Annotated in this window: 24 protein-coding genes and 1 tRNA gene; 10 read left to right on the forward strand and 15 right to left on the reverse strand. The window is 63.2% G+C overall.

Features of this window, described 5'->3' with window-relative positions; all coding sequences use genetic code 11:
- Nucleotides 1–63 precede the first annotated feature (63 nt).
- The 5 genes from J4721_RS03140 (at nt 64) to J4721_RS03160 (ending at nt 4,377) form a co-directional block, all read left to right on the forward strand.
- Nucleotides 64–1,446, forward strand: coding sequence for an SPOR domain-containing protein (locus tag J4721_RS03140; RefSeq protein ID WP_211002086.1), 1,383 nt, complete (start codon nt 64–66; stop codon nt 1,444–1,446).
- Nucleotides 1,447–1,610: 164 nt separating this feature from the next.
- Nucleotides 1,611–2,615 (forward strand): beta-N-acetylhexosaminidase, encoded by a 1,005-nt coding sequence (nagZ, locus tag J4721_RS03145; protein ID WP_211002087.1) that lies wholly within the window; start codon nt 1,611–1,613, stop codon nt 2,613–2,615.
- Complete coding sequence (locus J4721_RS03150; RefSeq protein ID WP_014874231.1) at nt 2,608–3,399, forward strand: ScpA family protein; 792 nt, start codon at nt 2,608–2,610, stop codon at nt 3,397–3,399. The genes nagZ and J4721_RS03150 overlap by 8 nt, the downstream gene beginning before the upstream one ends.
- Nucleotides 3,399–4,061 carry an SMC-Scp complex subunit ScpB gene (gene scpB / locus J4721_RS03155; RefSeq protein WP_061048781.1) on the forward strand — a complete coding sequence of 221 codons (663 nt, stop codon included), beginning with the start codon at nt 3,399–3,401 and terminating at the stop codon, nt 4,059–4,061. Before J4721_RS03150 ends, scpB begins: the two co-directional genes overlap by 1 nt.
- Nucleotides 4,062–4,164: 103 nt before the next feature.
- Nucleotides 4,165–4,377 carry a hypothetical protein gene (locus tag J4721_RS03160; RefSeq protein ID WP_102876436.1) on the forward strand — a complete coding sequence of 71 codons (213 nt, stop codon included), beginning with the start codon at nt 4,165–4,167 and terminating at the stop codon, nt 4,375–4,377.
- Between the two features lie 23 nt (nt 4,378–4,400).
- Here the strand turns inward: J4721_RS03160 and J4721_RS03165 are convergent, their stop codons facing one another.
- The 8 genes from J4721_RS03165 to J4721_RS03200 all read right to left on the reverse strand — a co-directional run bounded on the left by J4721_RS03165 (nt 4,401) and on the right by J4721_RS03200 (nt 12,742).
- Nucleotides 4,401–5,510 carry a 2'-deoxycytidine 5'-triphosphate deaminase gene (locus J4721_RS03165; protein ID WP_102874507.1) on the reverse strand — a complete coding sequence of 370 codons (1,110 nt, stop codon included), beginning with the start codon at nt 5,508–5,510 and terminating at the stop codon, nt 4,401–4,403.
- 110 nt (nt 5,511–5,620) lie between these two features.
- Nucleotides 5,621–5,697, reverse strand: a tRNA-Pro gene (locus J4721_RS03170).
- A 75-nt stretch (nt 5,698–5,772) separates the two neighbouring features.
- Complete coding sequence (locus J4721_RS03175) at nt 5,773–9,168, reverse strand: MerR family transcriptional regulator (RefSeq protein WP_211002088.1); 3,396 nt, start codon at nt 9,166–9,168, stop codon at nt 5,773–5,775.
- Nucleotides 9,169–9,197: 29 nt separating this feature from the next.
- Nucleotides 9,198–9,500, reverse strand: a complete 303-nt coding sequence (gene ihfA, locus J4721_RS03180; protein WP_014874236.1) for an integration host factor subunit alpha — start codon at nt 9,498–9,500, stop codon at nt 9,198–9,200.
- Nucleotides 9,501–9,619: 119 nt separating this feature from the next.
- Complete coding sequence (locus J4721_RS03185) at nt 9,620–10,591, reverse strand: beta-ketoacyl-ACP synthase III (protein ID WP_211002089.1); 972 nt, start codon at nt 10,589–10,591, stop codon at nt 9,620–9,622.
- A 15-nt stretch (nt 10,592–10,606) separates the two neighbouring features.
- The gene (gene plsX / locus J4721_RS03190; RefSeq protein ID WP_027247586.1) at nt 10,607–11,731 is read right to left on the reverse strand and encodes a phosphate acyltransferase PlsX; all 1,125 of its coding nucleotides are present in this window, start codon (nt 11,729–11,731) and stop codon (nt 10,607–10,609) included.
- Nucleotides 11,732–11,770: 39 nt separating this feature from the next.
- The gene (gene rpmF / locus J4721_RS03195) at nt 11,771–11,977 is read right to left on the reverse strand and encodes a 50S ribosomal protein L32 (protein WP_014874239.1); all 207 of its coding nucleotides are present in this window, start codon (nt 11,975–11,977) and stop codon (nt 11,771–11,773) included.
- Between the two features lie 219 nt (nt 11,978–12,196).
- Complete coding sequence (locus J4721_RS03200; RefSeq protein ID WP_014874240.1) at nt 12,197–12,742, reverse strand: DUF177 domain-containing protein; 546 nt, start codon at nt 12,740–12,742, stop codon at nt 12,197–12,199.
- 87 nt (nt 12,743–12,829) lie between these two features.
- Here J4721_RS03200 and J4721_RS03205 point away from each other — a divergent pair, with 87 nt between their 5' ends.
- The 3 genes from J4721_RS03205 to J4721_RS03215 all read left to right on the forward strand — a co-directional run bounded on the left by J4721_RS03205 (nt 12,830) and on the right by J4721_RS03215 (nt 16,130).
- Nucleotides 12,830–13,297, forward strand: coding sequence for an outer membrane protein assembly factor BamE (locus tag J4721_RS03205; RefSeq protein ID WP_027247585.1), 468 nt, complete (start codon nt 12,830–12,832; stop codon nt 13,295–13,297).
- 155 nt (nt 13,298–13,452) lie between these two features.
- Nucleotides 13,453–14,277, forward strand: coding sequence for a GNAT family N-acyltransferase (locus J4721_RS03210; RefSeq protein WP_211002090.1), 825 nt, complete (start codon nt 13,453–13,455; stop codon nt 14,275–14,277).
- A 65-nt stretch (nt 14,278–14,342) separates the two neighbouring features.
- Complete coding sequence (locus J4721_RS03215; protein WP_102888011.1) at nt 14,343–16,130, forward strand: ABC-F family ATP-binding cassette domain-containing protein; 1,788 nt, start codon at nt 14,343–14,345, stop codon at nt 16,128–16,130.
- A 167-nt stretch (nt 16,131–16,297) separates the two neighbouring features.
- On the opposite strand, the gene J4721_RS03220 is transcribed toward J4721_RS03215, so the two are convergent.
- The 5 genes from J4721_RS03220 to tyrS all read right to left on the reverse strand — a co-directional run bounded on the left by J4721_RS03220 (nt 16,298) and on the right by tyrS (nt 20,991).
- A complete protein-coding gene (locus tag J4721_RS03220) occupies nt 16,298–16,852 on the reverse strand; it encodes a sugar O-acetyltransferase (RefSeq protein ID WP_211002091.1) in 555 nt (184 codons plus the stop codon).
- A complete protein-coding gene (locus tag J4721_RS03225) occupies nt 16,849–17,334 on the reverse strand; it encodes a GFA family protein (protein WP_211002092.1) in 486 nt (161 codons plus the stop codon). Before J4721_RS03225 ends, J4721_RS03220 begins: the two co-directional genes overlap by 4 nt.
- Nucleotides 17,335–17,507: 173 nt before the next feature.
- A complete protein-coding gene (locus J4721_RS03230; RefSeq protein WP_014874246.1) occupies nt 17,508–18,263 on the reverse strand; it encodes an SDR family NAD(P)-dependent oxidoreductase in 756 nt (251 codons plus the stop codon).
- A 72-nt stretch (nt 18,264–18,335) separates the two neighbouring features.
- On the reverse strand, nt 18,336–19,280 hold the full coding sequence (locus J4721_RS03235) for a GNAT family N-acetyltransferase (RefSeq protein ID WP_211002093.1): 945 nt from the start codon (nt 19,278–19,280) through the stop codon (nt 18,336–18,338).
- A gap of 454 nt (nt 19,281–19,734) precedes the next feature.
- A complete protein-coding gene (tyrS, locus tag J4721_RS03240; RefSeq protein ID WP_027247579.1) occupies nt 19,735–20,991 on the reverse strand; it encodes a tyrosine--tRNA ligase in 1,257 nt (418 codons plus the stop codon).
- A gap of 153 nt (nt 20,992–21,144) precedes the next feature.
- Here tyrS and J4721_RS03245 point away from each other — a divergent pair, with 153 nt between their 5' ends.
- The gene (locus tag J4721_RS03245; protein WP_211002094.1) at nt 21,145–22,317 is read left to right on the forward strand and encodes an anhydro-N-acetylmuramic acid kinase; all 1,173 of its coding nucleotides are present in this window, start codon (nt 21,145–21,147) and stop codon (nt 22,315–22,317) included.
- Between the two features lie 59 nt (nt 22,318–22,376).
- On the opposite strand, the gene J4721_RS03250 is transcribed toward J4721_RS03245, so the two are convergent.
- Nucleotides 22,377–22,808, reverse strand: coding sequence for a cupin domain-containing protein (locus J4721_RS03250; protein ID WP_044041422.1), 432 nt, complete (start codon nt 22,806–22,808; stop codon nt 22,377–22,379).
- A 75-nt stretch (nt 22,809–22,883) separates the two neighbouring features.
- Between J4721_RS03250 and J4721_RS03255 the strand changes: the two genes are divergently transcribed.
- On the forward strand, nt 22,884–24,323 hold the full coding sequence (locus J4721_RS03255) for a YdiU family protein (protein WP_211002095.1): 1,440 nt from the start codon (nt 22,884–22,886) through the stop codon (nt 24,321–24,323).
- A 10-nt stretch (nt 24,324–24,333) separates the two neighbouring features.
- On the opposite strand, the gene J4721_RS03260 is transcribed toward J4721_RS03255, so the two are convergent.
- Entirely contained in the window at nt 24,334–25,227 is an 894-nt protein-coding gene (locus J4721_RS03260) for a DMT family transporter (protein WP_211002288.1), read from the reverse strand.
- Between the last annotated feature and the right edge of the window lie 138 nt (nt 25,228–25,365).

Below are 25,365 nucleotides of genomic sequence, written 5' to 3' on the forward strand. Positions count from 1 at the left end.
CAGATCATCAAGTAGAAACCCGGGGCGGCGCATCGCGCGTCGTATGCGGGCAGTGAGGCGGAAATGGCGTATTTTACGCAGGCAGGTCACGGCCAGTCGTATTCCAATGGAGGGGACCGTTCTTCGGACCCCGCCACAGAAACGCAAGGGATCCGGCAGGAGCCGTCTTTCGCCGATGCGCATCTGCGGGACCCCGTTGCCCAATCCCCCTATCCGCAGCCGGAACACCCCTTCGGCCATGATCCGCAGACACCGGTCGCGCGCCCGCAGGCCGCAGCAGGGTATGCGCAGCAGCCGCAAGCGGGTGGCTATTTCGCACAACATCAGCCTCAGACGCCAGCGCAGGGTTATAGCCCCTATCAGCAGGCAGCCCCCACCTATAGTGATCCCGCAGAGGACGCCTATAGCGGTCCGGGCACCGATCAGGGGCACCGCTACGACGACTATGGATTTGCCCCCGAACCCGCGGGCACAGGTCGCGCAGGGCTGGCGAAGGCGTTTAGCGCCCTTGGCGCCGTGGCGTCGCTGGTGCTGGTCGCAGGCATCGGTCTCTGGGGCTATCAGCTGATTTCGCGCGACGTGAGCGGCGTGCCCGTGGTGCGCGCTGTCGAAGGTCCGCTGCGGGTGCAGCCCGATAACCCCGGTGGCCTGCCCGCCGATCATCAGGGCCTTGCGGTCAATGCCGTTGCTGCCAACGGCAATGTCGAAAGCCCCGCCGACCGTCTGACGCTCGCACCCGAAGATGTGGCGCTGACCGAGGATGATCAGCCCATGCAGGCGGCCCTCACAACAGACACCTCTGGCGCGGGGCGGGAACGCCCTTCCGCGCCTGACACCTCCGATCTCTCGACTGAGGCGGTGGCGGCCTATCAGGGCGGCGACATCGACGCACTGGTGGCAGAGCTGACCGACGGTGTCACCCCACTGAGGCAGGATGCGCTCAACGGGGCCGAACAGCTCTCTGCCGCTGCTGCTGCGCCAAACACCGCCCCGGCGATTGTGCAGCCGGAGCCCTTGCAACCGGTGAGCATCGCCGCCGTCGCCCCGGCGCCGAACGCGGCCCTGCGCAACGCCCCCGGTGTGCGTGTTTCGCTGCGTCCCGCAGCGCGCCCGGCGCGGTTCTCTCCCAGCCGCGCGGTCGCGGCGACCCCTGCTGCGCGCACCACTCAGGACGTCTCGCCCGACAGTCTGCCCGCAGGCACCCGGCTGGCCCAGCTTGGCGCCTACGAAAGCGCTGAGGTCGCCCGCGCCGAATGGGATCGCATCCACGGTCGTTTTGCCGACTATCTGGAAGGCAAGAAACGGGTGATCCAGAAGGCCGAAAGCGGCGGTCGCACCTTCTATCGCCTGCGCGCGATGGGCTTTGCCGACCTCTCCGATGCGCGCCGTTTCTGCTCCGCTCTGGTGGCAGGCAACGCCGACTGTATCCCCGTGACCACCCGCTAGGGCACCACCCGTCAGGACATGGGGCCTCCCCCGACACCTCTGCGCCCGGCACAGCCGGGCGTTTGTCGTTTACCATCCGGCAAACTGCTGCCAGTTTACCCAACCCGACCATGGCGCCGCCCGCGACACTGGTGTATCAGCGCCCCAGCACAAAGAGGATCGCTATGCGTTACGGAGCCACCATATTAGATGCCGAAGGCCTGCGTCTCAGCGCGGCGGAAAAGGCATTCTTTGCCCAGGCCAACCCCTTTGGCTTTATCCTGTTTGCCCGCAATATCGACAGTGCCGAACAGACCCGTGCGCTTTGCAATGACCTGCGTGAGGCGGTGGGACGTGACTGTCTGATCACCATCGACCAAGAGGGCGGCCGGGTGCAGCGTCTGCGCCCGCCACTGGCGCGCCAATGGCAGCCAGCGCTGGATCACGCGTCTGTTGCGGGGGCAGGTGCAACCCGCGCCATGTATCTGCGCGCGCGGCTGATTGCGGATGAATTGCGCGATCTCGGCATCGACAGCAACTGCGCGCCGCTGGCGGATGTGGCGGGCGAGGGGACGCATCCCTTCCTCAAAAACCGCTGCTATGGCACCGATCTGACCACCGTCGTCACCCGCGCCCGCGCCACGGCTGAGGGGCTGTTGGACGGCGGCGTTGTGCCCGTGGTGAAACACATCCCCGGCCATGGTCGCGCCAGCATGGATAGCCACCATGATCTCCCCCGGATCACCGCCTCTCTCGCCGATCTGGCGCGGGAGGATTTCGCCGCTTTCGCCGCGCTGAACGATCTGCCGATGGGGATGACAGCCCATCTGGTATACGAGACACTCGACAGCGAACCCGCCACTTTGTCACCTCGTGTGATGCAGATGATCCGTTCGGACATCGGCTTTGACGGGTTGATTATGAGCGACGATATCTCGATGAAGGCGCTGCAAGGCACAGCCGCAGATATTGCCCGCGACACCATCGCGGCCGGCTGCGATGTGGTCCTGTTCTGTAACGCCCCGCTGGACGACCGCGCCGCCGTGGCGGAGGCCGCTGGCGAGATGACCGACGCCGCACAGGCACGCGCCGAGCGCGCCGAAGCCGCCCGCCGCACGCCCGCCGCGCTTGACATACCCACGGCCGAGGCCGAACTATCAGCCCTCATGGGCGGACAGGTATATGGCTGACACTCTGTTTGACGACGACGCGCTCAGCGTCGAGGACCGGCTCGCGGCCGAAGCATTGATCGTGGACGTTGACGGCTACGAGGGGCCGCTTGACGTGCTGTTGTCGCTGTCGCGCACGCAAAAGGTCGATCTGCGCCGTATTTCGGTGCTGGAACTGGCCCGCCAGTATCTCAGCTTTGTGGAGAAGGCGCATGAGCTGCGCATTGAACTGGCTGCGGATTATCTGGTGATGGCGGCCTGGCTCGCCTATCTGAAATCCCGCCTGCTGCTGCCGCCCGACCCGACGGAGGAAGGCCCCTCCGGTGAGGAACTGGCCGCGCATCTGGCCTTCCAGCTGGAGCGTTTGCAGGCCATGCGCGACAGCGCGGCGCGGTTGATGGCCCGCGATCAGCTGGGCCGCAACTTCTTTGCCCGTGGCCAGAGCGAGGATGTGACCCGCATCCGCACCGTTAGCTATTCGGCCAATCTGCTGGATCTGATGCAGGCCTATGCCCGCATCCGCACGCGGGACGACTTCCGCCCCTTCGTGCTGGACCGCGAGGCAATCTTTACCATGGAGGCGGCGCTGGACCGGATGCGTCACCTGATCGGCTACACCGGCAGCTGGACTGATATGCTCACCTATCTGCCCGAAGGCTGGCACTCCGACCCGATGAAACGCCGCTCCGCCACGGCCTCCACCTTTGCCGCCTCGCTGCAGCTGGTGAAAGAAGGCCACCTGGAGCTGCGCCAGAGCGAGACCTATGCGCCCATTCAGCTGCGCATTCGTGACAAGGATACCTGATGGACGACCACAGCCAGAACACCGTTGCGGAGGAAACCCAGACCCTGTTTGAGGCGCCCCCGATGGCCGAACAGGAACGCATGGTTGAGGCGGTGCTGTTTGCCAGCGCCGAACCGGTGACTGTCCGCGATCTTGAGGCGCGGATGCCGCACGGCTGTGAGCCGGGCACCGCGATTGAGCATCTGCGCAAACGGTACGAAGGGCGCGGCGTCAATATCGTGCGCGTCGGCGATGCCTGGGCGCTGCGCACCGCCTCTGACCTTGGCTTTCTGATGCAGAAGGAAACGGTCGAGACCCGCAAACTCTCGCGCGCGGCCATCGAAACCCTTGCGATCATTGCCTATCACCAGCCCGTCACCCGCGCCGAAATCGAAGAGGTGCGCGGCGTGTCGGTGTCGCGGGGCACCATCGACCAGCTGCTGGAAATGGACTGGATCCGCCTTGGCCGCCGCAAGATGACACCGGGACGTCCGGTGACCTTTGTGGTGACGCCGGTGTTCCTCGATCATTTCGGGTTGGAAAGTGCGCGTGATCTCCCCGGCCTCAAGGAACTGCGCGCCGCGGGCCTGTTGGAAAACCGCCCGCCACCGGGCAGCCTGCCCATGGGCGGACGCAGCGACAGCGACGAGGTGGAAGAACAGCCCGAACTCTTTGGCGACTGAGGGCCACCGGGGAAAGACGCCCTAAATCCGCCGCATAGACGCGCGACACTAACGCGGCCAGGCTGGTCCGGCGATCCCGATTTGGTGCGAAGGAGACAGGCAGATGAACATCGAGCGGATACTGAACATGATCCTGCGCCGTCTTGTGGGCCGCGCGGTGAACGCAGGCGTCAATGCCGGGATCAAGGCCGTCTCAAAACGTGGCAAAGGGCAGGGTGCAGGCAAGGGGCAGGACACGCGCCCGCTTCCTCAGGATGAGGCCGGAGCTCAGAAAGCCCGCCTGATGCGCCGCAATGCCCGACCACCCCGGTTTTAACAGCCATCCCTCAGGCGCAGGGATCAGCTGGTTTTGAAGTGCTTTGACAGCTTCAGCCCCTGACCCTGATAGTTCGACGCAATATCAATACCATAGAGCTGCTCTGGCACTTCGGACATCCGCTCATAGACCAGCCGCCCCACGACCTGCCCATGCTCCAGCACAAAAGGCGCATCATGGCAGCGCACTTCCAGCACTCCACGCGATCCGGCCCCGCCAGCGGCAGCATAGCCAAACCCGGGATCAAAGAAGCCCGCGTAATGCACCCGGAATTCGCCCACCATCGCCAGATAGGGCGCCATTTCGGCAGCGTAATCCGGCGGGATGGCAATCGCTTCGCGGCTCACCAGAATGTAGAACGCACCGGGATCCAGAATGATCTGACCCTTGGTGGTGCGCACCTCTTCCCAATACTCCGCCGGATCGTAATGGCCCAGTTTCGACAGATCGACCACACCGGTGTGATGTTTGGCGCGGTATCCTACCAGATCGCCCCGCTCGGGCCGCAGATCGACGGAGAACCCCAGACCGTCGGAGATCACCGGATCACCAGACACAATCGGCGTCGCCTCATGGACTGCGCGCAGGTCTGCGTCACTGAGGAATGTGCGCCCCTGACGAAAGATGATCTGCGTCAGCAACTGCCCCGGCTGCACCACAACTGAGAAGCTCTGCGGGCAGATTTCCGCATAAAGCGGCCCGTCATAGCCATCCGGCACCCGGTCGAACTCCACGCCCTGATCGGTGATCACTCGCGTCATCACATCCAGCCGTCCGATGGAGGATTTGGCACTGGCGGCGGCCGTCATCCCCTCGGGCAGGCGAATGCGTTCCATCAGCGGCACCACATAGACGCAGCCTTTTTCCAGCACCGCACCGCCGGTCAGCGCCACCCGGTGCATGGTCAGATCTTCCAGCCGCTCTGCAACCGTGCGTCCCAGTCCGGGCAGAAAGGAGGCGCGAACGCGGTAGGCGCAGTCACTCAGCCGCAGATCAAGGCTCGCAGGCTGGATCTGATCGTTGAGGATCGGAGAGGAGGCCGCAATCGCACCCCCGGTGATCATCTGTCGGATCTGTCGGTCCGACAGCACACCCTGTGTCAGGCTGCTGCTCGTCTGTCCCTCAGATGTCATCCCATCCTCCCAACGCTTTATTATCAATACCTTGCACGAAAGGCAGATACAAAAACACCCACCCCAGATAGGGGCGGGCGTTTTTTAGCCCCTTGCGAGGCGGGGTATTTTGGTCGGGCTAGCAGGACTCGAACCTGCGACCTTCCGTCCCCCAGACGGACGCGCTACCAGGCTGCGCTATAGCCCGTTGCGCTGGTTTCTACCCGTTTTTCCGGCAGGGGCAAGCGAAAAAACCAGATTATTTCGCCCCGCTGTCAAGTTTCTAGGCCGCCCCCTGATGCGCGCGCAATCTCTGGACGCAGGCCCGCGCCTCTGCCATGTGATCGGCAGGCAGGTGGTCCACACCCGCCAGTCGCGCCAGTACGCCTGACGCCTGCGGGGCCTGCGGCTCCGCCTCATCTGGGATCTCAATCACCAGCGGTTTCGGACCTGCTGGCGCGCTTTCGCCGACCTCCTCAGCGACTGGGGACTCCGCCTCCGCCGGATCCGCCGCGACCAGCTCCGGGTCGATGAGGTCCGGGGTGCCCAGATCTGGGAGGCCCAAATCCGTGTCAGCGGTGTTCTGATCATGGGCATCGGCTTCAAGCGGGGCAGGCTCAGTCAGATCGACGTCTGCCAGTTCGGATAGATCCTGTTCTGGTATATCCTGCGCTGTTTCGGGCATTTCAAATGCCGCCGCCGGGGCCACCTCAGGGGGGGCCGTTTCTTGCAAGCCGACCTCTGGCAAGTCGACGTCGAGCAAGTCGGCCTCTGGCAGATCGCTTTGTGGCGCGGTCATCGTCTCCTCGGCGGCGACCTCCTCCGCGACCTCTGGGCTGCCCGCCTGTGGCAGTGGGGCAGGTGTCGGGACCGTCTCTGTCAGTTCGGCAGGCGCTCCAAGCTCGGACGGCTCCGCCAGCTCCACCGGTTCACCCAGTTCGGCAGGGGCTGACAGCTCCAGCGTCTCAGCGGTGACATCTGTCGCCTCTTCGCCGACCGGTTCGGCAGAAGGCTCCGGCAGAGCGGCGTCTGCCGCGTCGTCCAGATCCGGAACCAACGGCTCCGGCACAGACTGCTCAGGCACAGACTGCTCCGGCTCCACTGGCTCTGGCTCGGGTAGCGGGGTCTCTTCGGTCACTGGGGCATCCAGAAGATCGTCCGAGACCGCAGGCGCAGACATGACCGGGTCGCTGACCATCGTTTCGTCCAGCGCCGGCGCATCCAGATCCAAGGCATCAGCTGTCACTGCGCTGACGTTAGCCATCCCCGACAACGCCGCTGCCTCAGTCAGATCCGGTTCATCGACATGCGGCTCTGGTGTCTCTGCCGCCTGCATCGGCGCATCGGACAGTGGCTCCGGCATCGCGGCCACATCGGCAAAAGCCAGCGGATTGTCCTCGGGTGAGGGGGCCTCATCCTCGTCGGCCAGATCATTGTCCAGCTGATCATCCGGATGGGCATCGGCGGCCTCCGGGGCAACCGACAGTAGATCCTCTGCTGCGGGTTCCGCCTCAGCAGCCGTCCCCAATGGGGCATTTTCCGGATCAGAGAGCGGTTCGGGCAGCGGCTCTCCCAGAGGCGCCGCACCTTGCTCCGGCATCGTCATATCGGCAAGGGCGGGGTCACTGTCCAGCGCCTCGACCACCGGAGCAGGGCTGTCGCCCTGATCAAAAACCACTGGGTCTGGTGTGCTGCCTGTGGCGGCGGCATCGGGGTTGATGGTGTCAAATGACGGGGCATCAGGAGCCGACGTCTCCGGTTCGGAAACCTGCGGCATCGCCACCTCGACCGTCTCGGTCGCGTCATGCAGGGCGGCAGTTGGTGCGGGCGCCGTCTCAGGATCTGCGATCAGATCCGGCGTTTGGGGGGCAACAGCCCCCGCAGTGATCACCGGCTCTTCCATGGCTGGCCCGTCCGCGCCATCCTCATCGCTCCAGGGAGAGGCGCTCTCGACGTCGATCTCCTCGACCGATGCCACAGTCTCTGCGCTGGCCTCCACCGCTGCCACACTGTCGAGGTTCGGCTCAGAAATCGGCTCAGCCCCAACCTCTACGGCCTCAACTTCGATAGAGTCGACCTCCGAAGGTGCGACCGAGGCGACGGTCTCCGTCGCAGGGGTCATCAGCTCCACCGTATCCGGGGTAACATCGATGTCCTCTGCCGGAATCAGGATCTCGGCTTCATCGGGCAGGGCTGCGTTTTCACTGCTTTCTGGCGCTGTCTCGGATATCCCCTCGGGCACATCAGGTGCTGCGTCCCACAGCTGGCCTTGTTCCGGAGCAGGAGACTCAAGGTTTGTTTCGATATCAACGTCTTGGCTGATCTCAGCCGGGGCAGTGACATCACCCTCGCTTGCCGTGGCCTTAGCATCTGGCGCTTGATCGGCGTTCTCCAGGGGCAGACCCGGCTGGGCTCCCATCGCGGGGCCCTCGGGCGGGGTCTTCGGTTCTGGCGCAGCCGTATCGGCCATCGCGGCACCCATTGGGGCGGGGGGCGTGGCTGAGGTCACAGGTGGGGCGGTCACAGGCGGGGCGGTTACAGGCGCTGCCATTGGCGCCGCTGGTGGCGTTGCAGATGCGCCCCCCGCATCGCCGGGGGGGACATCCGTGCTGCCACCCTCCGGTGTTTCACCTGTTATCCCGCCCGCTGGCACTGACGTGGCAGGTATCGCTGTTTCACTGGTGGCCGAGGCTGGCGGGTGAAGTGACCCGGTCTGAGACACCGCAGTGCCGATTGGATCGGCAGCCGTGGGCGCATCAAACTTCGGCTGCGGAGCCGCGGTGCTCGGCTCCTGTGGGATTTCGCCCTGCGGAATGGCGGCTTGCGGGTTGTCAGAGATGGTTGGCGCGGGCGCCGATGGTGTTGGTGTTGCGGCGGGCGTGGAGATTCTGTCCTGAGGCACAACGTGTGCCTCTGCCTGCGGCGAAGCCGACGGTGCAAGGCCAGTTGGGGCTGGTGCGGTAGATGTCGGGGACGTCGAGGCGGGCGCGGCGGGCGCAGTGCTTGGGACGCTGGAAACACCGGAAACGGTAGGGGCAGCCGCAGTAGGCGCCGCAGGAGCAGCGGCAGCCGGTGCCGCCGCAACGGCGGAGGCAGCAGGGGCTCCTGCGTTTTCGGGCGGCGCGACATTGACCGGCTCAGCTTGTGTCTGATCTATCGGTGTCGGCGCGGCCTGTGACGGCTCTGCCGGGGCCGGGGTTTCTAACGTCGGTGCGGATTCTGCAGGCGCGGCCAGCGGCGGTTCGGTGGCGGCGGGCGCCTCTTGCGGGGCTGCATCCGTTGGAACATCCGCCTCGACAGGGGCCTCGGCCGCGATGATCTCCTCAGACGGGCTTACCTCCGCCTCAATCACCATCTCACCATCGGAGGGGGCCGGATCGGTGACCTCGGGCTCTGCGGCGGGGGGATTTCCGGCACCCATGGCGGCAACATGCGCGGGACCATGCTCGCGCAACAGCGCCTGCACATCCTTGATGGACAGCCCCTTGTCGTGCAGCAGAGTCTTGATGCTGCCCAGCAATTCAACATCGGCAGGCCGATAGTACCGGCGTCCGCCTGCGCGTTTGACCGGTTTGATCTGGGTGAACTTGCTTTCCCAGAAACGCAAGACATGCGCCTGGATCCCCAGCCACTCCGCAACTTCGCTGATGGTGCGGAAGGCGTCTGGTGATTTTGACATCGCGTGGTGTGTCCCGTGGTTACTGACCGTTATTTACGGTTCCCGTCTGCCACCCGGTCCTTCATCAAATGCGATGGTCGAAAGGTCAAAACGCGACGAGGCTGAATGGGCACCTCTTCGCCAGTCTTCGGGTTGCGCCCCACGCGGGCGGATTTATCGCGCACGCTGAACGTCCCGAAGGAAGAAATTTTGACCTGTTCCCCACGGACCAGGGCGTCAGACATATGCTGAAGCAGGCTTTCCACCAGCTGCGCGCTTTCGTTGCGCGACAGGCCGACTTCGCGGAAGACCGCTTCACTCAAATCCATTCGTGTTAGTGTTTTTTCGCCCATGACTATCCCCGCTGTTTGTCGAAGCATAGGGCGGGGGGAATTTCCCTGTCAATATCAATGAATTGCATCGGGGAGTTCGACCGGTAAAATCGTATACCTTCTGAGCGATGCCTTGCCGCTTACCAGCGTAGCACCACCGATCCCCAGGCCAAACCGCCACCAATCGCCTCGGTGACCACCAGATCGCCCTGTTTGATCTGACCACGGGCTTTGCCCACAGAAAGCGCCAGCGGGATCGATGCGGCGGAGGTATTGCCGTGATCCTGCACGGTCACCACGACCTTCTCCATCGGCAGCCCCATCTTCTTGGCGGTGCCCTGAATGATGCGGATATTGGCCTGATGCGGCACGATCCAGTCCACGTCACTCGCGCCAAGGCCGGCACGTTCCAGCGCGGTATGGGCGGTGGAGGCCAGTTTTTCGACGGCGTGGCGGAACACCTGATTGCCCTGCATGCGCAGATGGCCGGTGTTCTGGGTCGACACACCTCCGTCCACATAAAGCAGATCTTTGTAGCGCCCGTCCGAATTCAGATCGGTTGCCAGAATGCCACGATCATCGCCGGTGCCCGCGCTGTCCTGCGCTTCCAGCACCAGGGCACCGGCCCCGTCGCCAAACAGCACGCAGGTGGAGCGGTCGGTCCAGTCCATGATCCTGCTGAAAGTCTCGGCCCCGATCACCAGCACCTTGCTGGCCTGACCGGAGGCGACCAGCGCATTGGCATTGCTCAGCGCGTAGACAAACCCGGCGCAGACCGCCTGCACATCAAAGGCAAAGCCGCGGGTCATGCCCAGCTGGGCCTGCACCATGGTGGCGGCAGAGGGAAAGGTGAGATCGGCGGTGGAGGTGGCCACCACGATGGCGTCGATATCCTCGGCGGTCATACCCGCATCGGCAAGCGCATTTTGCGCGGCCTTGGTGGCCATCATGGAGGTGGTCTCACCCTCGGCGGCGAAATGGCGGCGCTCAATCCCGGAGCGGCTGCGAATCCATTCGTCGGTGGTGTCCAATGTGGCTTCGAATTCCGCGTTTTCGACCACGCGTTCAGGGAGATAATGCCCGGTCCCGACAATTACTGCGCGTCGCGTCATTCTATGGCCTGCCTTTTAGTCTTTTTTGGTGGGCGCCTGGTCGGTTGGGGTCTCGTCCATTTGCGCTGGTTTATCTTGGGTAAGCGCCACAGAGGATGCAACCCGTGCCGCCAGTTTTTCTGCAAACCCCTGCTGGGCAAGACGGAAGGCCAGCTTGACCGCCGCCGAGACTCCGGTGGCATCAGCGCCGCCGTGGGATTTCACCACGGTGCCATTCAGACCAAGGAACACGCCACCATTGACCCGGCGCGGATCCAGCCGTTTGGAGAGCCGCTTCAGCGAGGTCATGGCCAGCAGCGCAGCAATCTTGGACAGGAAGGAATATTCAAACGCTTCACGCAGCGCGACGCGCATCAGGCTGGCGGTGCCTTCGCCAGTCTTGATCGCCACATTGCCGGTGAACCCGTCGGTGACAATCACATCAGCGGTATCGCCGGGGATATCGCTGCCTTCAACGAAACCGACGAAATCAAAGCTGCCGTTTTCGGAATGATCCGAGATCAGCCCATAGGCCTCTTTCAGATCGGCATGGCCCTTGTGCTCTTCGGTGCCGACATTCAGCAGACCGACGCGGGGGCGGGGGATATCCATCGAATTGCGCACATAGGAGGTGCCCATCAAGGCGTATTGCAACAGATCCTGCGCATCGGCGCGCACATCGGCGCCGACGTCCAGCATCACGTTGAATCCTTGCGGATTGCGCGACGGCCAGAGAATCGCAATCGCCGGACGGTTCACGCCGGGCAGCTTGCGCAGGCGCAGCATCGACAGCGCCATCAGCGCGCCGGTGTTGCCGCAGGACACGGCGCCGGCGGCTTCGCCCTGTTTGACCGATTCCAGGGCCGACCACATCGACGTGCCCTTGCCGTTGCGCATCACTTGGGAGGGCTTGTCCTCCATGGTGACCACATCCTGCGCGTCGCGAAATTCCACGCGTCCGTTAAGGATGCGTTTCTTGGCGACCAGCGGTTTCAGCTGATCTTCGGGACCATGCAGGATGAACCCCAGATCGGGGTTCTTGTCGGCGGACATGGCAATGCCGGCCACCACAACTGCGGGGCCGGCATCTCCGCCCATGGCGTCAACCGAAATGACTATGCGGCCGGCATTCTTCTGCATCTGATCGGGTTTACCCGCCATGAAAAGGCCTGCCTGACATAAGTCTGGGTCAGACGCGGCTTAGGCCGCGTCTTCGTCCATGTCGATCTCGTCAGCGGCTGCGACGATTTCTTTCTCGTCGTAGTGGCCGCAGGAGGGGCAAACGTGGTGCGGGCGCTTCAGTTCGCCGCAATTGCCGCATTCGTTCGGGTTTGCAGCAACCAGTGCATCGTGCGCGCGGCGGTTGTTGCGACGCGACTTGGATACTTTGTTCTGTTGGACAGCCATGTCTCAACCTTTGTCACTTGGGGCCTTGGGGCTGTCCCCGCGGCGCGTTTCACATTCAATGTTTCGATCGGTCTGCCGAGCGTTTAGGCCGCAGCCTTGCCGATGTCCAACCAAAATTCCGATGAGCGCGCGAAAATACTGCGAATTGACGCTGGCGCAAGTGGTTTTTTGGCCGGTCAGCGCAAGAACACCAATCGGAATCGTCTGGTGGTCCTCTTTTCAGTCTTCGCCGCCGCCGTCAAGCTGATCGCGCAGGGCCGCCAGCCCGGCAAAGGGCTTGGTGTCCTCGTCCCGCATGGGGGCGACACCCGGTTCGGCATGTACCGATTCTCCGAGCGAGACGCCGTCTTTGCGGGGGTATTGCGGCAGCGCCAGTGCCAGCGCCTCCACCATGACCTCCTGCGGGGAGATATGGCTGCCAAGTGGTTCGCTGGTGTCATCTTCCGGCATTTCCACCTCTTCCTCGCTGTCGGGATGCACCATCCCGGCGATGAAGCTGCGGCGCACCTTCTGGTCGATGCGGGTGGTGACAGGATCCAGCGTCACCACGCAGGGCTGCACCACGGTGGCCCCCAGATCACCCACCAGTTCCCAGTCGCGTTTGCCGAGGGCACGGATCTCTCCGGCAAAGCGCAGTTTGCGCAGATCATCGATGCCAAGGTCCTGCGCCAGAGCTTTCAGAACATCGACTTCAGGGCGCAGCTCAAAGGTGGTTGCGCGGTTTTGGGGTAGGTCAGCGACGCGAAAAGCGGTGCTCTCAGACATTTGGGGGACTTTCGTTTCTTGAACCGGAGGCTCGGTTTAGGTAATCCGGTTCAAAGGCGTATTCAAGCCGGGGGGCAAGAGAGTAGCATGACATCCAAATGTATGAGGTCGCTGAAGGCGGCGACAAGGGTCACGGTTCTCTTGGTTGCGGGGCTCGCGGTCAGTGGCTGCGCGATGTATCGCAAACATGGATATGTCCCCAGCGAGGAGCTGCTCTCCGAGGTGGTTGTGGGCGTTGATACCAAGGACAGCGTGGCTGAAACCGTTGGTGTGCCGGCGGCAGAGGGCGTGCTGACCGATGGCGGATATTACTACGTCTCTACCCTGATGCGCCGGCGCGGCCCCTCGGCGTCAAAGCCGGTCTCACGGGAATTGGTGGCGATCAATTTCAACGATCAGGGCGTGGTCACAGGCATCGAACGCTACGGTCTGGAGCAGGGCCGGGTGATTCCCCTGCAGCGCCGCGTGACCAGCTCCAACGTGCAGGACAAGACATTCCTGCGCCAGCTTCTGGGCAGCCTCGGCAACTTTGGTCCCGGTGGGCTGATCGAATGATGCGGCGGGTCTGATCGGCCTGCATATCTCATTCTGAAAAAGCCATCCCGATCCGGGGTGGCTTTCGTCATTTGGCTGAGATGTGATCCATGGTAGGCAGGCCCGAGTTGTTTGCGGCGCGATAGCCCGTGGTGTCTGTGGTTGGTGGAAGATCTGTGTTGCGTGATGTCTTGAGCCCAGTCGTGATCTCAGCCGGTGCCGAGCCTGAGGCTGAACCGGTGTTGAGCCGTGGTCGCTACCGTGTCCGCGTTATCGACGGGGCAGAGGGGGCATCTATCCATCCCGATCTGCAACATGCGCAATACTTGCGTGGCCTGTGTTTTGGACGACAAGGGCCGGATGCGGAGGCGCTGGACGCGCGCTGTCGGCATCTGCTGGTGGAGGATCAGGCAAGTGGTCGCTTGGTCTGTTGCTGCCGGTTGCTGCTCTTGCCGGATGGTGCGCATCTCGGTGTCAGCTACGCAGCGCAGCGCTATGATCTGACCCCGCTGCAGTCCCGGACTGACCCGCTGCTGGAGCTGGGGCGGTTTTGCATCCACCCCGATTGGCAGGATGCGGATATCCTGCGGCTCGCGTGGGGGGCGCTGACTGCGTTTGTTGATGATCATCGGGTGGAGCTGCTGTTTGGCTGCTCGTCCTTTCAGGGGGTTGATCCGGCGGCTTATTCTCAGGCACTGGGCCTGCTGCGCCTGCGTCATCAGGCCCCGCCGGGGCAGGGCGTCGGAGTGCGTGCGGCAGAGGTGCTGGAGCTGACCGCGATGGATCTGCCTCGCGTGGACGGTAAACAGGCGTTGCAGCAGATGCCGCCCTTGCTGCGCACCTATCTGATGATGGGCGGCTGGGTCAGCGACCATGCGGTGATCGACCGCGATCTGGACACGCTGCATCTGTTTACCGCTGTGGAGATCGCCGCCATTCCCGCCGCGCGCAAACGTCTGTTGCGTGCTGTTGCCGGCGGCTTCGACAGTCATGGGGCCTGACAGCCGTTGACCTGCCCCGCGCCCCGGTTTAGCTGGCTCCTATGGCACGTATTCCTCTTTTACAGATGTCCGGTATCTCCCTCACCTTTGGGGGCGATCCGGTGTTCGCGGATCTTGATCTGGTGGTGCAACCCGGCGACCGGGTGGCGCTGGTCGGGCGCAATGGCTCCGGCAAATCCACCCTGATGAAGGTGATGGCCGGTCTGGTCGAGGCCGACAAAGGCTCACTGGTGGTGCCGCCGGGTAAATCCGTCGGCTACATGGAGCAGGACCCGCAGATGACCGGGTTTGCCACGCTGGGCGATTTTGCTGCATCCGAACTGGATCCCGGCGAGATGTACAAGGTGGAGCGGGCAGGCGAGGGGCTGAAGTTTGATCCCGCCCGCCCTGTGGCGACGGCCTCTGGCGGGGAAAAACGCCGCGCGGCGCTGGCCAAGCTGATGGCCGAGGCACCCGATCTGATGCTGCTGGATGAGCCGACCAACCATCTGGATATCGAGGCGATCACCTGGCTTGAGAATGAGCTGAAATCGACCCGTGCCGCCTTTGTGCTGATCTCGCACGACCGGGCGTTTCTGCGGGCACTGACCCGCGCGACGCTCTGGGTGGACCGGGGGCAGGTGCGCCGACAGGAAAAGGGGTTTGATGCCTTTGAGGCCTGGCGCGACAAGATCTGGGAAGAAGAAGACCAGCAGCGCCATAAGCTGAACCGGCTGATCAAATCCGAAAGCCGCTGGGCGGTGGAGGGTATCTCCGCCCGCCGCAAACGCAATATGGGCCGGGTGCGCGCGCTTCAGGACCTGAAATCGGAGCGGTCCAGCCAGATCAAACGTCAAGGTACGGCTGAGTTGGCGCTGGACGCAGGTCCGAAATCGGGCCGCAAGGTGATTGAGGCCGAAGGGCTGATGAAATCCTACGGCGATAAGGCGATTGTGCGGGACTTCTCAATCAAGGTGCAGCGCGGTGATCGCGTTGCCTTTGTCGGGCCGAATGGGGCAGGCAAGACCACGCTGTTGAAGATGCTGCTGGGGCTGGAACAGCCCGATGAGGGCCATGTGCAGATGGGCACCAATCTGGAGCTGGCGCTGTTTGATCAGACCCGTGACCAGCTGGACGGCAATGCCAGTCTCTGGGAAAACCTGACCTCGGATCCGCTTCTGGGGATTTCCGGCAAGGCGGATCAGGTGATGGTCCGGGGCCAGCCGAAACATGTGGTCGGCTATCTGAAGGAATTCCTGTTCGACGAGGCGCAGGCCCGCGCGCCGGTGCGGTCCCTGTCCGGGGGCGAGAAGGCGCGGCTTTTGCTGGCGCGGTTGATGGCGCGGCAGAGCAACCTGCTGGTGCTGGATGAACCGACCAATGATCTGGATGTCGAAACACTGGATCTGTTGCAGGAACTTTTGGACAGCTACGATGGCACGGTTCTGCTGGTGAGCCACGACCGGGATTTTCTGGACCGGGTGGCCACCACCACCATCGCCATGGAAGGCGGCGGCGGGGCCACGGCCTATGCTGGCGGCTGGAGTGACTATCTGGCCCAGCGTGCCCCGGTTGAAGGTGCCGCAGAGAAGGCTGAGAAAGCCAAGGCCGCCAAGCCGAAACCCAAACAGGAAGCGCAGCCCAAGGACGGTCTGAGCTTTAAGGAAAAACACCGGCTGGAAGCGCTGCCCGGAGAGATCGAGCGGCTGGAGGCGGAGATCGCCAAATTGCAGCAGCTGATGGCCGATCCGGAGCTGTTCACCCGTGAGCCAGTGAAGTTCCAGAAGGCCACCGATGCGCTGGTGGAGCGGCAGGAGAAACTCTCTGCCGCTGAGGAGGAATGGCTGGAGCTGGAAGAGAAATCCGCAGGCTGAAGCCCGACTGGTTTTTCGGTAAGCAGGGCTGACCCAATGTTTCGCACGCGAAACATTGGGTCAAATACGCTGCCGTAGTCGTTTGTAAAATATAAATTTTTCCTGATTGAAGCCTAAGGCGGCGCGCGGCTGCTGCGCAACGGGTGCGAGTTTTGACCCTGCGGATGCTAGCGAGGGAGCGCCCGCGCCGGATTGCCGACCACTGTCACCCCGGCCTCCACATCTCGTGTCACCACCGCGCCGGCACCGACGATGGCGCCATCGCCGATGCTGACGCCGGGCAGGATGATCGCGCCGCCGCCGATCCAGACATCGGACCCCAGAGTGACCGGATGGGCGATCTCCAACCCTTTGGCGCGCAAGGCTTTATCTTTGTGGTGCTGGGCGCAGTAGATCTGCACATTCGGCCCCAGCATGGAGCGATCCCCTATCCGCACCGGCGCGGTATCAAGGATGGTGCAGCCCGCGTTCAGATAGACCTGATGCCCGAGCGTGATATTGATCCCATAGGCGCAGTGAAACGGCGCCTCGATCAGACAATTCTGTCCATGGTCTGCAAAGAGTTCTGCCAGCGACGGGCTGAGGCTTTCGCCGGGATCAGGGGGGCGGTGATTGTGCTGATGCACCGCCAGACGGGCCTGATGACGCAGCGCGGAGAGTTCGCTGTCCAGGCAACAGTACCAGTCGCCCGCCTGCATCTTTTGTTGTTCGGATCTGCTCATGCCGGGTCCGTTCCGGGCGAGGGCGGTGTGATGGTTTGGGCGTAATCATCCATCAGATCCGCCAGCTCCTCCGCTGTGGTGGGGAAGCGGGCATAGCTGTGAGAGACCGGAACCTGCGCCCATGGTTGTTTTTCCTCGGTCATGATTTCGACAAAGGGGGTGAACCAAGTCAGATCATCCAGCAGGGAGGCGCGCAGGTTGACCCGTTCTGGTGCGGCCTTCAGGCGGGAGAGGACAAAGCTGAGGCAGGTCGGGCAGTAATAATGCTTGCGCTCTTCGCTGTGTTTTCCGCCCAGCACCAGCTCTCCCGTGGCGGTGACCGCCTCTGCCGGAAACATTACGGTCAGGGAATAGGCGCTGGCGGCAAGTTTCTGACAATCGCGGCAGTGGCAGGCCAGCGTCAGCAGGGGAAAGGCGGTGACATGCAGCTGGACAGCACCGCAGAGGCAGGCGCCGGTCAGCGGCAGGTTGGGCTGGGTCATGGTTGTGCTCCCCCTCGGCAAGGTTGTGCGACAGGCTAGCGGAGAATCCGGAGGCTGTCGCTGGTCAATTCCGTATTGCGCGGAGAGGGGGGAGGCGGTGCCTCAAGGGGTGGTCTGCCCCTTGAGGTATCAGTGTGAGCTATCAGTTTTCGATGCGGGCAACCGTGGGCGCGTCAGCGCATCCGCAGCGCGCCGTCGAGGCGGATCACCTCGCCATTGAGATAGCCCATCTCGACAATGAACCCGGCGAGACGGCCATATTCGGCAGGGTCGCCAAGGCGGGCCGGGTTGGGCACATCGGCGGCCAGTTGCTGCTGCACCTCTTCCGGCAGGCCCGCCAGCATCGGGGTCATGAAGATGCCCGGTGCGATGGTCATCACCCGCACGCCCGATGAGGCCAGATCACGGGCCATCGGCAGGCACATGCCCACAACGCCGCCTTTGGAGGCAGCATAAGCAGCCTGACCCTTTTGGCCGTCAAAGGCCGCGATTGACGCGGTGTTGATGATCACGCCACGACCGCCATCCTCGGCCGCGTCACATTTGGCGATTTCCACCGCAGCCAGCCGCGCCACGTTGAAGGTCCCGACAAGGTTGATGTCGATGGTGCGCTGATAGGCATCAAGGGGATGGGCACCGTCGCGGCCCACGGTTTTGATGCCAAGGGCGATGCCTGCGCAGTTCACACAGGCGTTGATTTTGCCCATTTTCTCGCTGGCAAGCGCCATGGCGGCGGCAACCGACTCTTCGCTGGTGACATCGGTCTGAGCAAAATGCCCGCCGATTTCGGCGGCAACGGCGGCGCCGCGTTCGGCGTCACGATCCAAGAGGGTGACTTGGGCACCATTGGCGGCGAAATGACGGGCGGTGGCCTCACCAAGGCCAGAGGCGCCGCCGGTGATGACGGCGGCGGTTTGCGACAGTTTCATGAGCAGGGCTCCTCCCGGGGGTCTGTGCTATCGGGTTCATATCTGAACGTGTGTTCAGATAATCACGTCCCCCTAGCAGTGTCCAGAGAGCCCGGGGTTCATCAGCCGTTTGTCGAGCGCGGCCAAGGGGCGCAGCAGGCGCCCCAGCGGCGGCCAATAGGCCCAGGTGCCGCCCAGCTGGTGCAGCCGTGCGCCGGTGCCCAGCTTGAACCGGGCCAGACCGGCGGCGTCTTCGGTGTTGATCACCCCAAGGTCGAGCTGTTCGCAGCCCTGTTTGGCGAGCCAGGACATCGCCTCCCACATCAGCAGGTTATGGGCGGAGAGTGCCTTGCCCCGTTCAGTGGTATGGGCAATGTGGTAGGTTGCGCCGCGCCCGTGACGCAGAACAAGAATGCCCGCAACGATCTCCTTGCCGTCATGGGCCTCGAAAATCTTGGCCATGCCTTTGTTTTCGCGTGCGTATGCCAGCGTCAGATCGACCGGCCAGTTGCGATAGCCGCGGCTGGATTGCTGCGCGGCATCTGCGGCAAAGATCCAGTGCCCCGGTGTCTGTGGCAGCGACTGACGGGTGATGCGCAGGCCCTGCTGTTCGCCGTGCACCAACCGGTTGCGCCATTTCTGGTGCAGATTGGCGCGCCGCTGGTCAGGGTCAGCGGTGAGGTCGAGCAGGCCGACATGCGCGGGGCTGATCAGCGCCACGGCGCCGTGGCGGGCCAAGGCGGGGGTCGGCGTTTCAGGGGACAGGATGACAGGCGTGCGACGCAGGCCGTTTTCCTGCAATTGTTCAAGCAGGCGCAACGGTTTGTCGATACGGGCGCGGTTCACCATGGCCACGTTGATGCGCCCCCAGAGCTTGCGGCGCATCACGACCGTGTCCTTCATCTGGCCAAGCACCAGAGGGTCCTTGCCTGTCGCCTGAAGCGCGCGGGCAAATTCTGCCGATTGCGGCAGAGCAGAGATGGTTTCGTCGCGAAGAATGGGTCGGGGCATGACATCTGCTGGTGTGAAATCGAACATGGCGCCATTAACCGCAGCGAAACCTAAATGATGGTTAATAGGGATATGAAAAATGCGAATAAAATTAGAAATCATCACGCACCGGCCCCAAGGATGACCAAAGCCGCCGCCCTGTTGGCAGCACTCGCCCTCTCCTTGCCGGTTGGGCTGGTTCTGGTGCTGGTGGATATGCTGCTGCTGTGAGGCAGGGTGCCTGTTGCATTTGCGGTCTGTGGCGACGGTGATCTGCGCAGGCCATTGACAGATTGGCGCTGCGGCGCCGCGCGTTGCGCGGCGCTTGGCCCAACGGGCATTCCCATCCGGGATGGGAGATGACGGGCGGGAGCATCTTGTCGGGGATGCTGCGACGCCTATGCCCGGAGCAGGAATATCCTAGCAGGCCTTCTGATCGTATGAAAAAAGGGGACACAGTGGCCCCCTTTTCCTGTCTTGTCTGTTGGATGCAATCCGGTGGTTAACCGTCCAGCTGCACCAGCGCGTGGCGTTTTTTACCTGCGGAGAGTTTGATCGGCGAGGCCAGAGCGGCAGCGTCGATCATCAGACCTGCATCGGTCAGCGGCTGGTCATCGATCTTGGCGCCGTTCTCGGCGATCAGGCGCTTGGCGTCCTTGCCGGATTTGGCCAGCCCGGATTTCACGATCAACTGCACGATGGAGATGCCATCGCCCACATCTGCCGCAGACAGCGCCAAGGTGGGCAGGTCGTCGCCAATGCCGCCTTTCTCGAACACTTCGCGGGCGGTGGCCTCGGCAGCGGCGGCGGCCTCGGCGCCGTGCAGCAGGGTGGTCACCTCATTGGCGAGGATCACCTTGGCGGCATTCACCTCGGAGCCTTCAAGCGCGCCCAGACGGTTGCATTCGTCCACCGGCAGCTCTGTATAAAGCTTGAGGAAACGGCCGACATCGGCGTCGGTGGTGTTGCGCCAGAACTGCCAGAACTCATACGGTGAGAGCAGATCACCATTGAGCCAGATCGCGCCGTTCTGCGATTTTCCCATCTTCTTGCCGTCGGAAGTGGTCAGCAGCGGCGAGGTGAGGCCATAGATTTCATGGTCCAGCACCCGGCGCGTCAGGTCGATGCCGTTGACGATATTGCCCCATTGGTCCGAGCCACCCATCTGCAACACGCAGCCGTAGCGGCGGTTCAGCTCCAGGAAGTCATAAGCCTGCAAAATCATGTAGTTGAATTCGAGGAAGGACAGCGACTGTTCGCGGTCGAGACGCGATTTCACACTCTCAAACGACAGCATCCGGTTCACCGAGAAATGACGGCCGATGTCCCGCAGAAAGGTGAGGTAGTTCAGATCGTCCAGCCATTCGGCGTTGTTCAGCATCATGGCGGCGTTACCCGCGCCGCTGTCATAGTCGATATAGGCGTCGAACACCTTCTTGATGCCGGCGATGTTGTCGTCGATCTGGGCGTCGGTCAGCAGCGGGCGTTCATCAGCGCGGAACGACGGATCGCCGACCTTGGTGGTGCCGCCCCCCATCAGGGTGATCGGTTTGTGGCCGGTCTTCTGGAACCAGCGCAGCATCATGATCTGGATCAGCGAGCCGACATGCAGCGAGGTCGCAGTGGCGTCGAAACCGATGTAGGCGGATTGGCCGGGAGTCATCAGCGCCTCGTCCAGGCCCTGATAATCGGTACAGTCGGACAGATAGCCGCGTTCCATCATAACTGCGATGAAATCCGATTTTGGGTGGTAGGTCATGATGTGCCTCGGCTTTTGAATTGCGCGCTGCTGTATAAAACGCAATTTGCACGGGGGAAAGCAGTGTGAACGGCTTTGCTGAATAAATTCGCTGCTGTATCCTTGGGGCCAAATCGGCGCGGCGCGCCCAATATCTCAGCAGGCAATATCAGCATGACCAGATCCAACCCTTCGGCGCGTTTGTCCGCGATTCCCAAAACCGGCGCTCTGCGCGCCCTTGGCACCATGAGCGGCACCTCGCTGGATGGGGTGGACGTGGCCATTGTTGAGACCGACGGCGTCGTGATCCATGGCTTTGGCGCCAGCGCTTATCGCGCCTATGAACCGGTGGAACGCGCGCAGCTGGCCGCGGCGCTGGGGCAATGGCAGGGGCCGCAGGTGGAGGCCGCGGGCGAGATCGTCACCCGGGCCCATGCGGCGCTGTTGGCGCAGGTTCTGGCTGAGGATGCAGAGGCCGGGGCGGATCAGCGGGCGGTTGATGTCATTGGCTTTCACGGTCAGACGCTGGCCCATGCGCCCCGGACGCAGGGCACCCTGCAGGTGGGCGATGGTGCGGCGCTGGCGGCTGAGCTTGACACCCCGGTGGTTTGGGATTTTCGCAGCGATGATGTGCGGCTGGGCGGCGAGGGCGCGCCGCTGGCGCCGTTCTTTCATTTTGCCTGCGCGAAATATCTGAAGCGGGACAAGCCCCTGTGTTTTCTGAATCTCGGCGGGGTTGGAAACCTCACTTATGTTGATCCGCGGTTTGAGGCGGCAGAGGACTCCGGCGCGCTGCTTGCATTTGATACCGGGCCTGCCAATGCGCCGATCAATGATCTGGTGCAGGCGCGCTGTGGTCAGATGATGGACGAAGGCGGTGCGATTGCCCGGGGGGGCGTGGTGGAAACCGGCGCGCTGGAGCTGTTTCTGGCGGAGCCGTATTTTGCCCGAATGCCACCGAAGTCTTTGGACCGCAATGATTTCGCTGAGATGATTACGTTGGTGTCCGAGCTGACCGACAGCGATGCAACAGCGACCCTGACCGCCATGTGTGCAGCGGCGGTGGCGCAGGGAATGGAACATTGCCCGGAACCACCGGAGGTGGTGCTGGTCACCGGTGGCGGGCGGCATAATCCGGTTTTGATGGAGATGTTGCGGGTGTCGCTGGATTGCCCGGTTGCCCCGATTGAGAGTGTCGGGTTGGACGGCGACATGCTGGAGGCGCAGGCCTTTGCCCATCTGGCGGTGCGGGTGGCACGGGGGCTGCCGACCTCCTGTCCCGGCACCACTGGGGTCCGCGCCTGTGTCGGCGGCGGTGTGGTGAGCGTGCCGGGGGGCGAAGACTGAGGTCTGGCAGCCAAGAAACTTGGACGTTTCTTGGCAAATGTCTTTGAAGACATTTGCGGCTAACCGCGCGGGATGTCGAAGCCGGGTTCGGCCAGTACAAAGCCGTCAAACTGGAACCCTGGCGAGACGGTACAGCTGACCAGCGTATAATCTCCGGTGGTGCGGGCGGCTTGCCAGTGGCCTTCGGGGACGATCAGCTGGGGTTCGCCCTCGGCCAGGTCGGGGGACAGGAGGTGATCCTGCGCCGGGCCATCGTCGCTGGCGGAGAGCGACAGCACCAGCGGCGCGCCGGCATGGTAGAGCCAGATTTCGGTTGCATCGACATGGTGCCAATGGCTGCTTTCGCCCGCCTTCAGCAGGAAATAGATGCAGGTGCCGGTGGCGCGGCCATTGTGGCTGTCGGCGTTCTCGGCGATCCATGTCTGGCGATAATAGCCGCCTTCGGGGTGGGGCTGGAGGTTCAGCCTGGTGATGATCTCATCGGCGGTCATGTCTCTGCTCCGTTTCTTCTGTTGGCTCTGGCTGTTGGCTCTGGCAATTTGGCATTTGCCGCATATGTTTGGGCCATGACATTGCACATCCCCTTTGACAATACATATGCCGCGCTGCCGCCGGTGTTCTACACGAAACAGGCACCCGTGCCGGTGAAGGCGCCGGAGCTGATTGCCTATAATGCTGCTCTTGGGGAGCGGCTGGGTATTACCGCAGGTGAGACAGCAGAGATGGCCGGGGTGTTTGCGGGCAACCGTGTGCCCGATGGGGCCGATCCGCTGGCGCAGCTTTATGCCGGGCATCAGTTCGGCAATTACAATCCGCAGCTGGGCGACGGCCGCGCTATCCTGCTGGGCGAGGCTGTTGGTCCGGATGGCGAGCGGCGCGATATCCAGTTGAAGGGATCGGGGCGCACGCCCTATTCGCGGGGCGGTGACGGGCGGGCCTGGCTGGGGCCGGTCCTGCGCGAATATGTGGTGAGCGAGGCAATGCACGCGCTTGGCATCCCAACCACCCGCGCGCTGGCAGCGGCTACGACCGGCGAGACGGTCTGGCGTGAAGAGGGCGGTTTGCCGGGCGCTGTGTTGACGCGGGTAGCCTCAAGCCATCTGCGGGTGGGGACCTTCCAGATCTTTGCCGCGCGGGGGGAGCAGGCGTCGCTGCGCCAGCTGACGGGCTATGCCATTCAGCGTCACTATCCGGAAGCTGACGGCCCGATGGGGCTGTTGCGGGCGGTGCGTGATCGTCAGGCGGAACTGATAGCGGCCTGGATGTCGGTGGGCTTCATCCACGGGGTGATGAACACCGATAACTCGTCCATTTCCGGTGAGACGATTGATTATGGCCCCTGCGCCTTCATGGATGTGTATCATCCCAGCACGGTGTTCAGTTCCATCGACCGGATGGGGCGCTATGCCTATTCCAATCAGCCGGATATCGCGGTGTGGAACCTGGCACAGCTGGCAACGGCGCTGATCCAGCAGGCGGAGGATCCGCAGGCCATGGTGGAAGAGGCGACGGAGATTGTGCATGGCATGCCCGCCCTGACCGAGGCTGCCTGGTTGCGGCGGTTCGGGGCCAAGATCGGTATTGCTGACGCAACGCCTGACGATATGGCGCTGATCGCCGATTTGCTGACCCGTATGGCAGAAGGGCAGGCGGATTTCACCAATACATTCCGGGCTTTGGAGGGCGCTGTTGACCAAGGCGCTGACAAGGTGCGCGATGAGTTTCTGACACCTGAGAGCTTTGACAGCTGGGCGACCGGCTGGCGTGCGCGGTTGGCGCAGGAGGCAGGCCCGGTGGCGGTGATGGCAGCGGTAAACCCGGTTTATATCCCGCGCAACCACCGGATTGAGGCGATGATTGCCTCTGCTGTGGCGGGGGATTTCACCCCGTTTGAGCGGCTGAATACGGTGCTGTCGGATCCTTACTCTGTGCAGGCGGAGGCCGAGGATCTGCGTCGCCCTCCGGCGGCGAGCGAGGTGGTGAAGGCGACCTTCTGCGGCACCTGATGGCGGGCGGTTACTTGCGATTGATCAGCACGATGCCGATGGCAACCAGTGCCAGCGCGGCCCAGACCTGCGGGTAGATCACCTCGTCCAGTAGCAACCAGCCGAGGATGGCGGCGATCACTGGCGACAGAAAGCTGAAGGAGGCGACCGCATTCGCGCGGTAAATGCTGATGAGCCAGAGCCAGAGGAGATAGCCGAGGCTGGCAATGGCCACGGCCTGAAACACCACGCCGGAGATATGCAGCGCGGTGGGATCGCGCAGGAGCGGGCCAAACAGCGGCGAGATCGCTAGCAGCACCAGCGCCGAGGTGGCCAGCTGATAGGTCAGCTGGCGGATGGGCGGGACATGGGCCAGTGGCGACAGGCGCGCGCAGAGGGCGATCCCGGCCCAGGCCAGCGTCGCCGCAAGCGCGAGAATATCGCCCAGTAGCGAGGCATCGCCGCTGCCCCGGTGCAGAACCGCCAGCACCACGCCGCCCATGGCCAGCACAAGACCCAGCATGCGCATTGAGTTAAGCCGCTCTCCGGGCAGGAGCAGATGGCCCGCCAACGCCAGCCAGACCGGCATGGAGTTGAAGATAATGGTGACGCGGGACACTGATGATAGGTCCAGTGCGATGTAAAGACAGACAAATTCGGCCGTGAACAACAGGCCTGACACCAGCCCCCATAGATGGACGGAGCGGGTCCAATGTGTTGGCGTCGGCGCAGGCGCTGGGTTGCTGGCGCGCTTCAGCTGGCCGCGAAAGGCGAGCCATGCGAGCAGCACCGCCAACCCGATGAGAGAGCGCAGGCCCGCCTGAAACACCGGGCCAAAGCCGCCGTTGGAGACCTTGATCACCACCTGATTGAAGCCCATCAGCCCGCTGAAGCCGATGAGCATTGCGGCTCCGATGCCGTCCATTGTGCGCTTTTCACTCATCGCGCCACAAGAGGCGGGGGTGGCAGCGGTGTCAAGGTGGCAAATCAGGTGTTTAGGCACTGCGGATCTGCCTTGCGGGGCTCTGGCCTGTTATCCGATTTTGGGTCATGCTGTGGCCCG

The organism is Phaeobacter sp. HS011 (assembly GCF_018101215.1).
GTDB classification, from domain to species: Bacteria; Pseudomonadota; Alphaproteobacteria; order Rhodobacterales; family Rhodobacteraceae; genus Phaeobacter; species Phaeobacter inhibens.

Coding starts and splice junctions, on each gene's coding strand:
- nagZ (WP_211002087.1), top strand. CDS start 1,611: ATGCGTTACGGAGCCACCATATTAGATGCCGAAGGCCTGCGTCTCAGC.
- J4721_RS03220 (WP_211002091.1), bottom strand. CDS start 16,852: ATGAGCAGATCCGAACAACAAAAGATGCAGGCGGGCGACTGGTACTGT.
- J4721_RS03140 (WP_211002086.1), top strand. CDS start 64: ATGGCGTATTTTACGCAGGCAGGTCACGGCCAGTCGTATTCCAATGGA.
- J4721_RS03235 (WP_211002093.1), bottom strand. CDS start 19,280: ATGTTCGATTTCACACCAGCAGATGTCATGCCCCGACCCATTCTTCGC.
- J4721_RS03215 (WP_102888011.1), top strand. CDS start 14,343: ATGTCCGGTATCTCCCTCACCTTTGGGGGCGATCCGGTGTTCGCGGAT.
- J4721_RS03225 (WP_211002092.1), bottom strand. CDS start 17,334: ATGACCCAGCCCAACCTGCCGCTGACCGGCGCCTGCCTCTGCGGTGCT.
- J4721_RS03250 (WP_044041422.1), bottom strand. CDS start 22,808: ATGACCGCCGATGAGATCATCACCAGGCTGAACCTCCAGCCCCACCCC.
- J4721_RS03200 (WP_014874240.1), bottom strand. CDS start 12,742: ATGTCTGAGAGCACCGCTTTTCGCGTCGCTGACCTACCCCAAAACCGC.
- ihfA (WP_014874236.1), bottom strand. CDS start 9,500: ATGGGCGAAAAAACACTAACACGAATGGATTTGAGTGAAGCGGTCTTC.
- J4721_RS03260 (WP_211002288.1), bottom strand. CDS start 25,227: ATGGACGGCATCGGAGCCGCAATGCTCATCGGCTTCAGCGGGCTGATG.
- J4721_RS03255 (WP_211002095.1), top strand. CDS start 22,884: ATGACATTGCACATCCCCTTTGACAATACATATGCCGCGCTGCCGCCG.
- J4721_RS03245 (WP_211002094.1), top strand. CDS start 21,145: ATGACCAGATCCAACCCTTCGGCGCGTTTGTCCGCGATTCCCAAAACC.
- J4721_RS03205 (WP_027247585.1), top strand. CDS start 12,830: ATGACATCCAAATGTATGAGGTCGCTGAAGGCGGCGACAAGGGTCACG.
- J4721_RS03185 (WP_211002089.1), bottom strand. CDS start 10,591: ATGACGCGACGCGCAGTAATTGTCGGGACCGGGCATTATCTCCCTGAA.
- tyrS (WP_027247579.1), bottom strand. CDS start 20,991: ATGACCTACCACCCAAAATCGGATTTCATCGCAGTTATGATGGAACGC.
- plsX (WP_027247586.1), bottom strand. CDS start 11,731: ATGGCGGGTAAACCCGATCAGATGCAGAAGAATGCCGGCCGCATAGTC.
- J4721_RS03165 (WP_102874507.1), bottom strand. CDS start 5,510: ATGACATCTGAGGGACAGACGAGCAGCAGCCTGACACAGGGTGTGCTG.
- J4721_RS03230 (WP_014874246.1), bottom strand. CDS start 18,263: ATGAAACTGTCGCAAACCGCCGCCGTCATCACCGGCGGCGCCTCTGGC.
- J4721_RS03175 (WP_211002088.1), bottom strand. CDS start 9,168: ATGTCAAAATCACCAGACGCCTTCCGCACCATCAGCGAAGTTGCGGAG.
- J4721_RS03150 (WP_014874231.1), top strand. CDS start 2,608: ATGGCTGACACTCTGTTTGACGACGACGCGCTCAGCGTCGAGGACCGG.
- rpmF (WP_014874239.1), bottom strand. CDS start 11,977: ATGGCTGTCCAACAGAACAAAGTATCCAAGTCGCGTCGCAACAACCGC.
- scpB (WP_061048781.1), top strand. CDS start 3,399: ATGGACGACCACAGCCAGAACACCGTTGCGGAGGAAACCCAGACCCTG.
- J4721_RS03160 (WP_102876436.1), top strand. CDS start 4,165: ATGAACATCGAGCGGATACTGAACATGATCCTGCGCCGTCTTGTGGGC.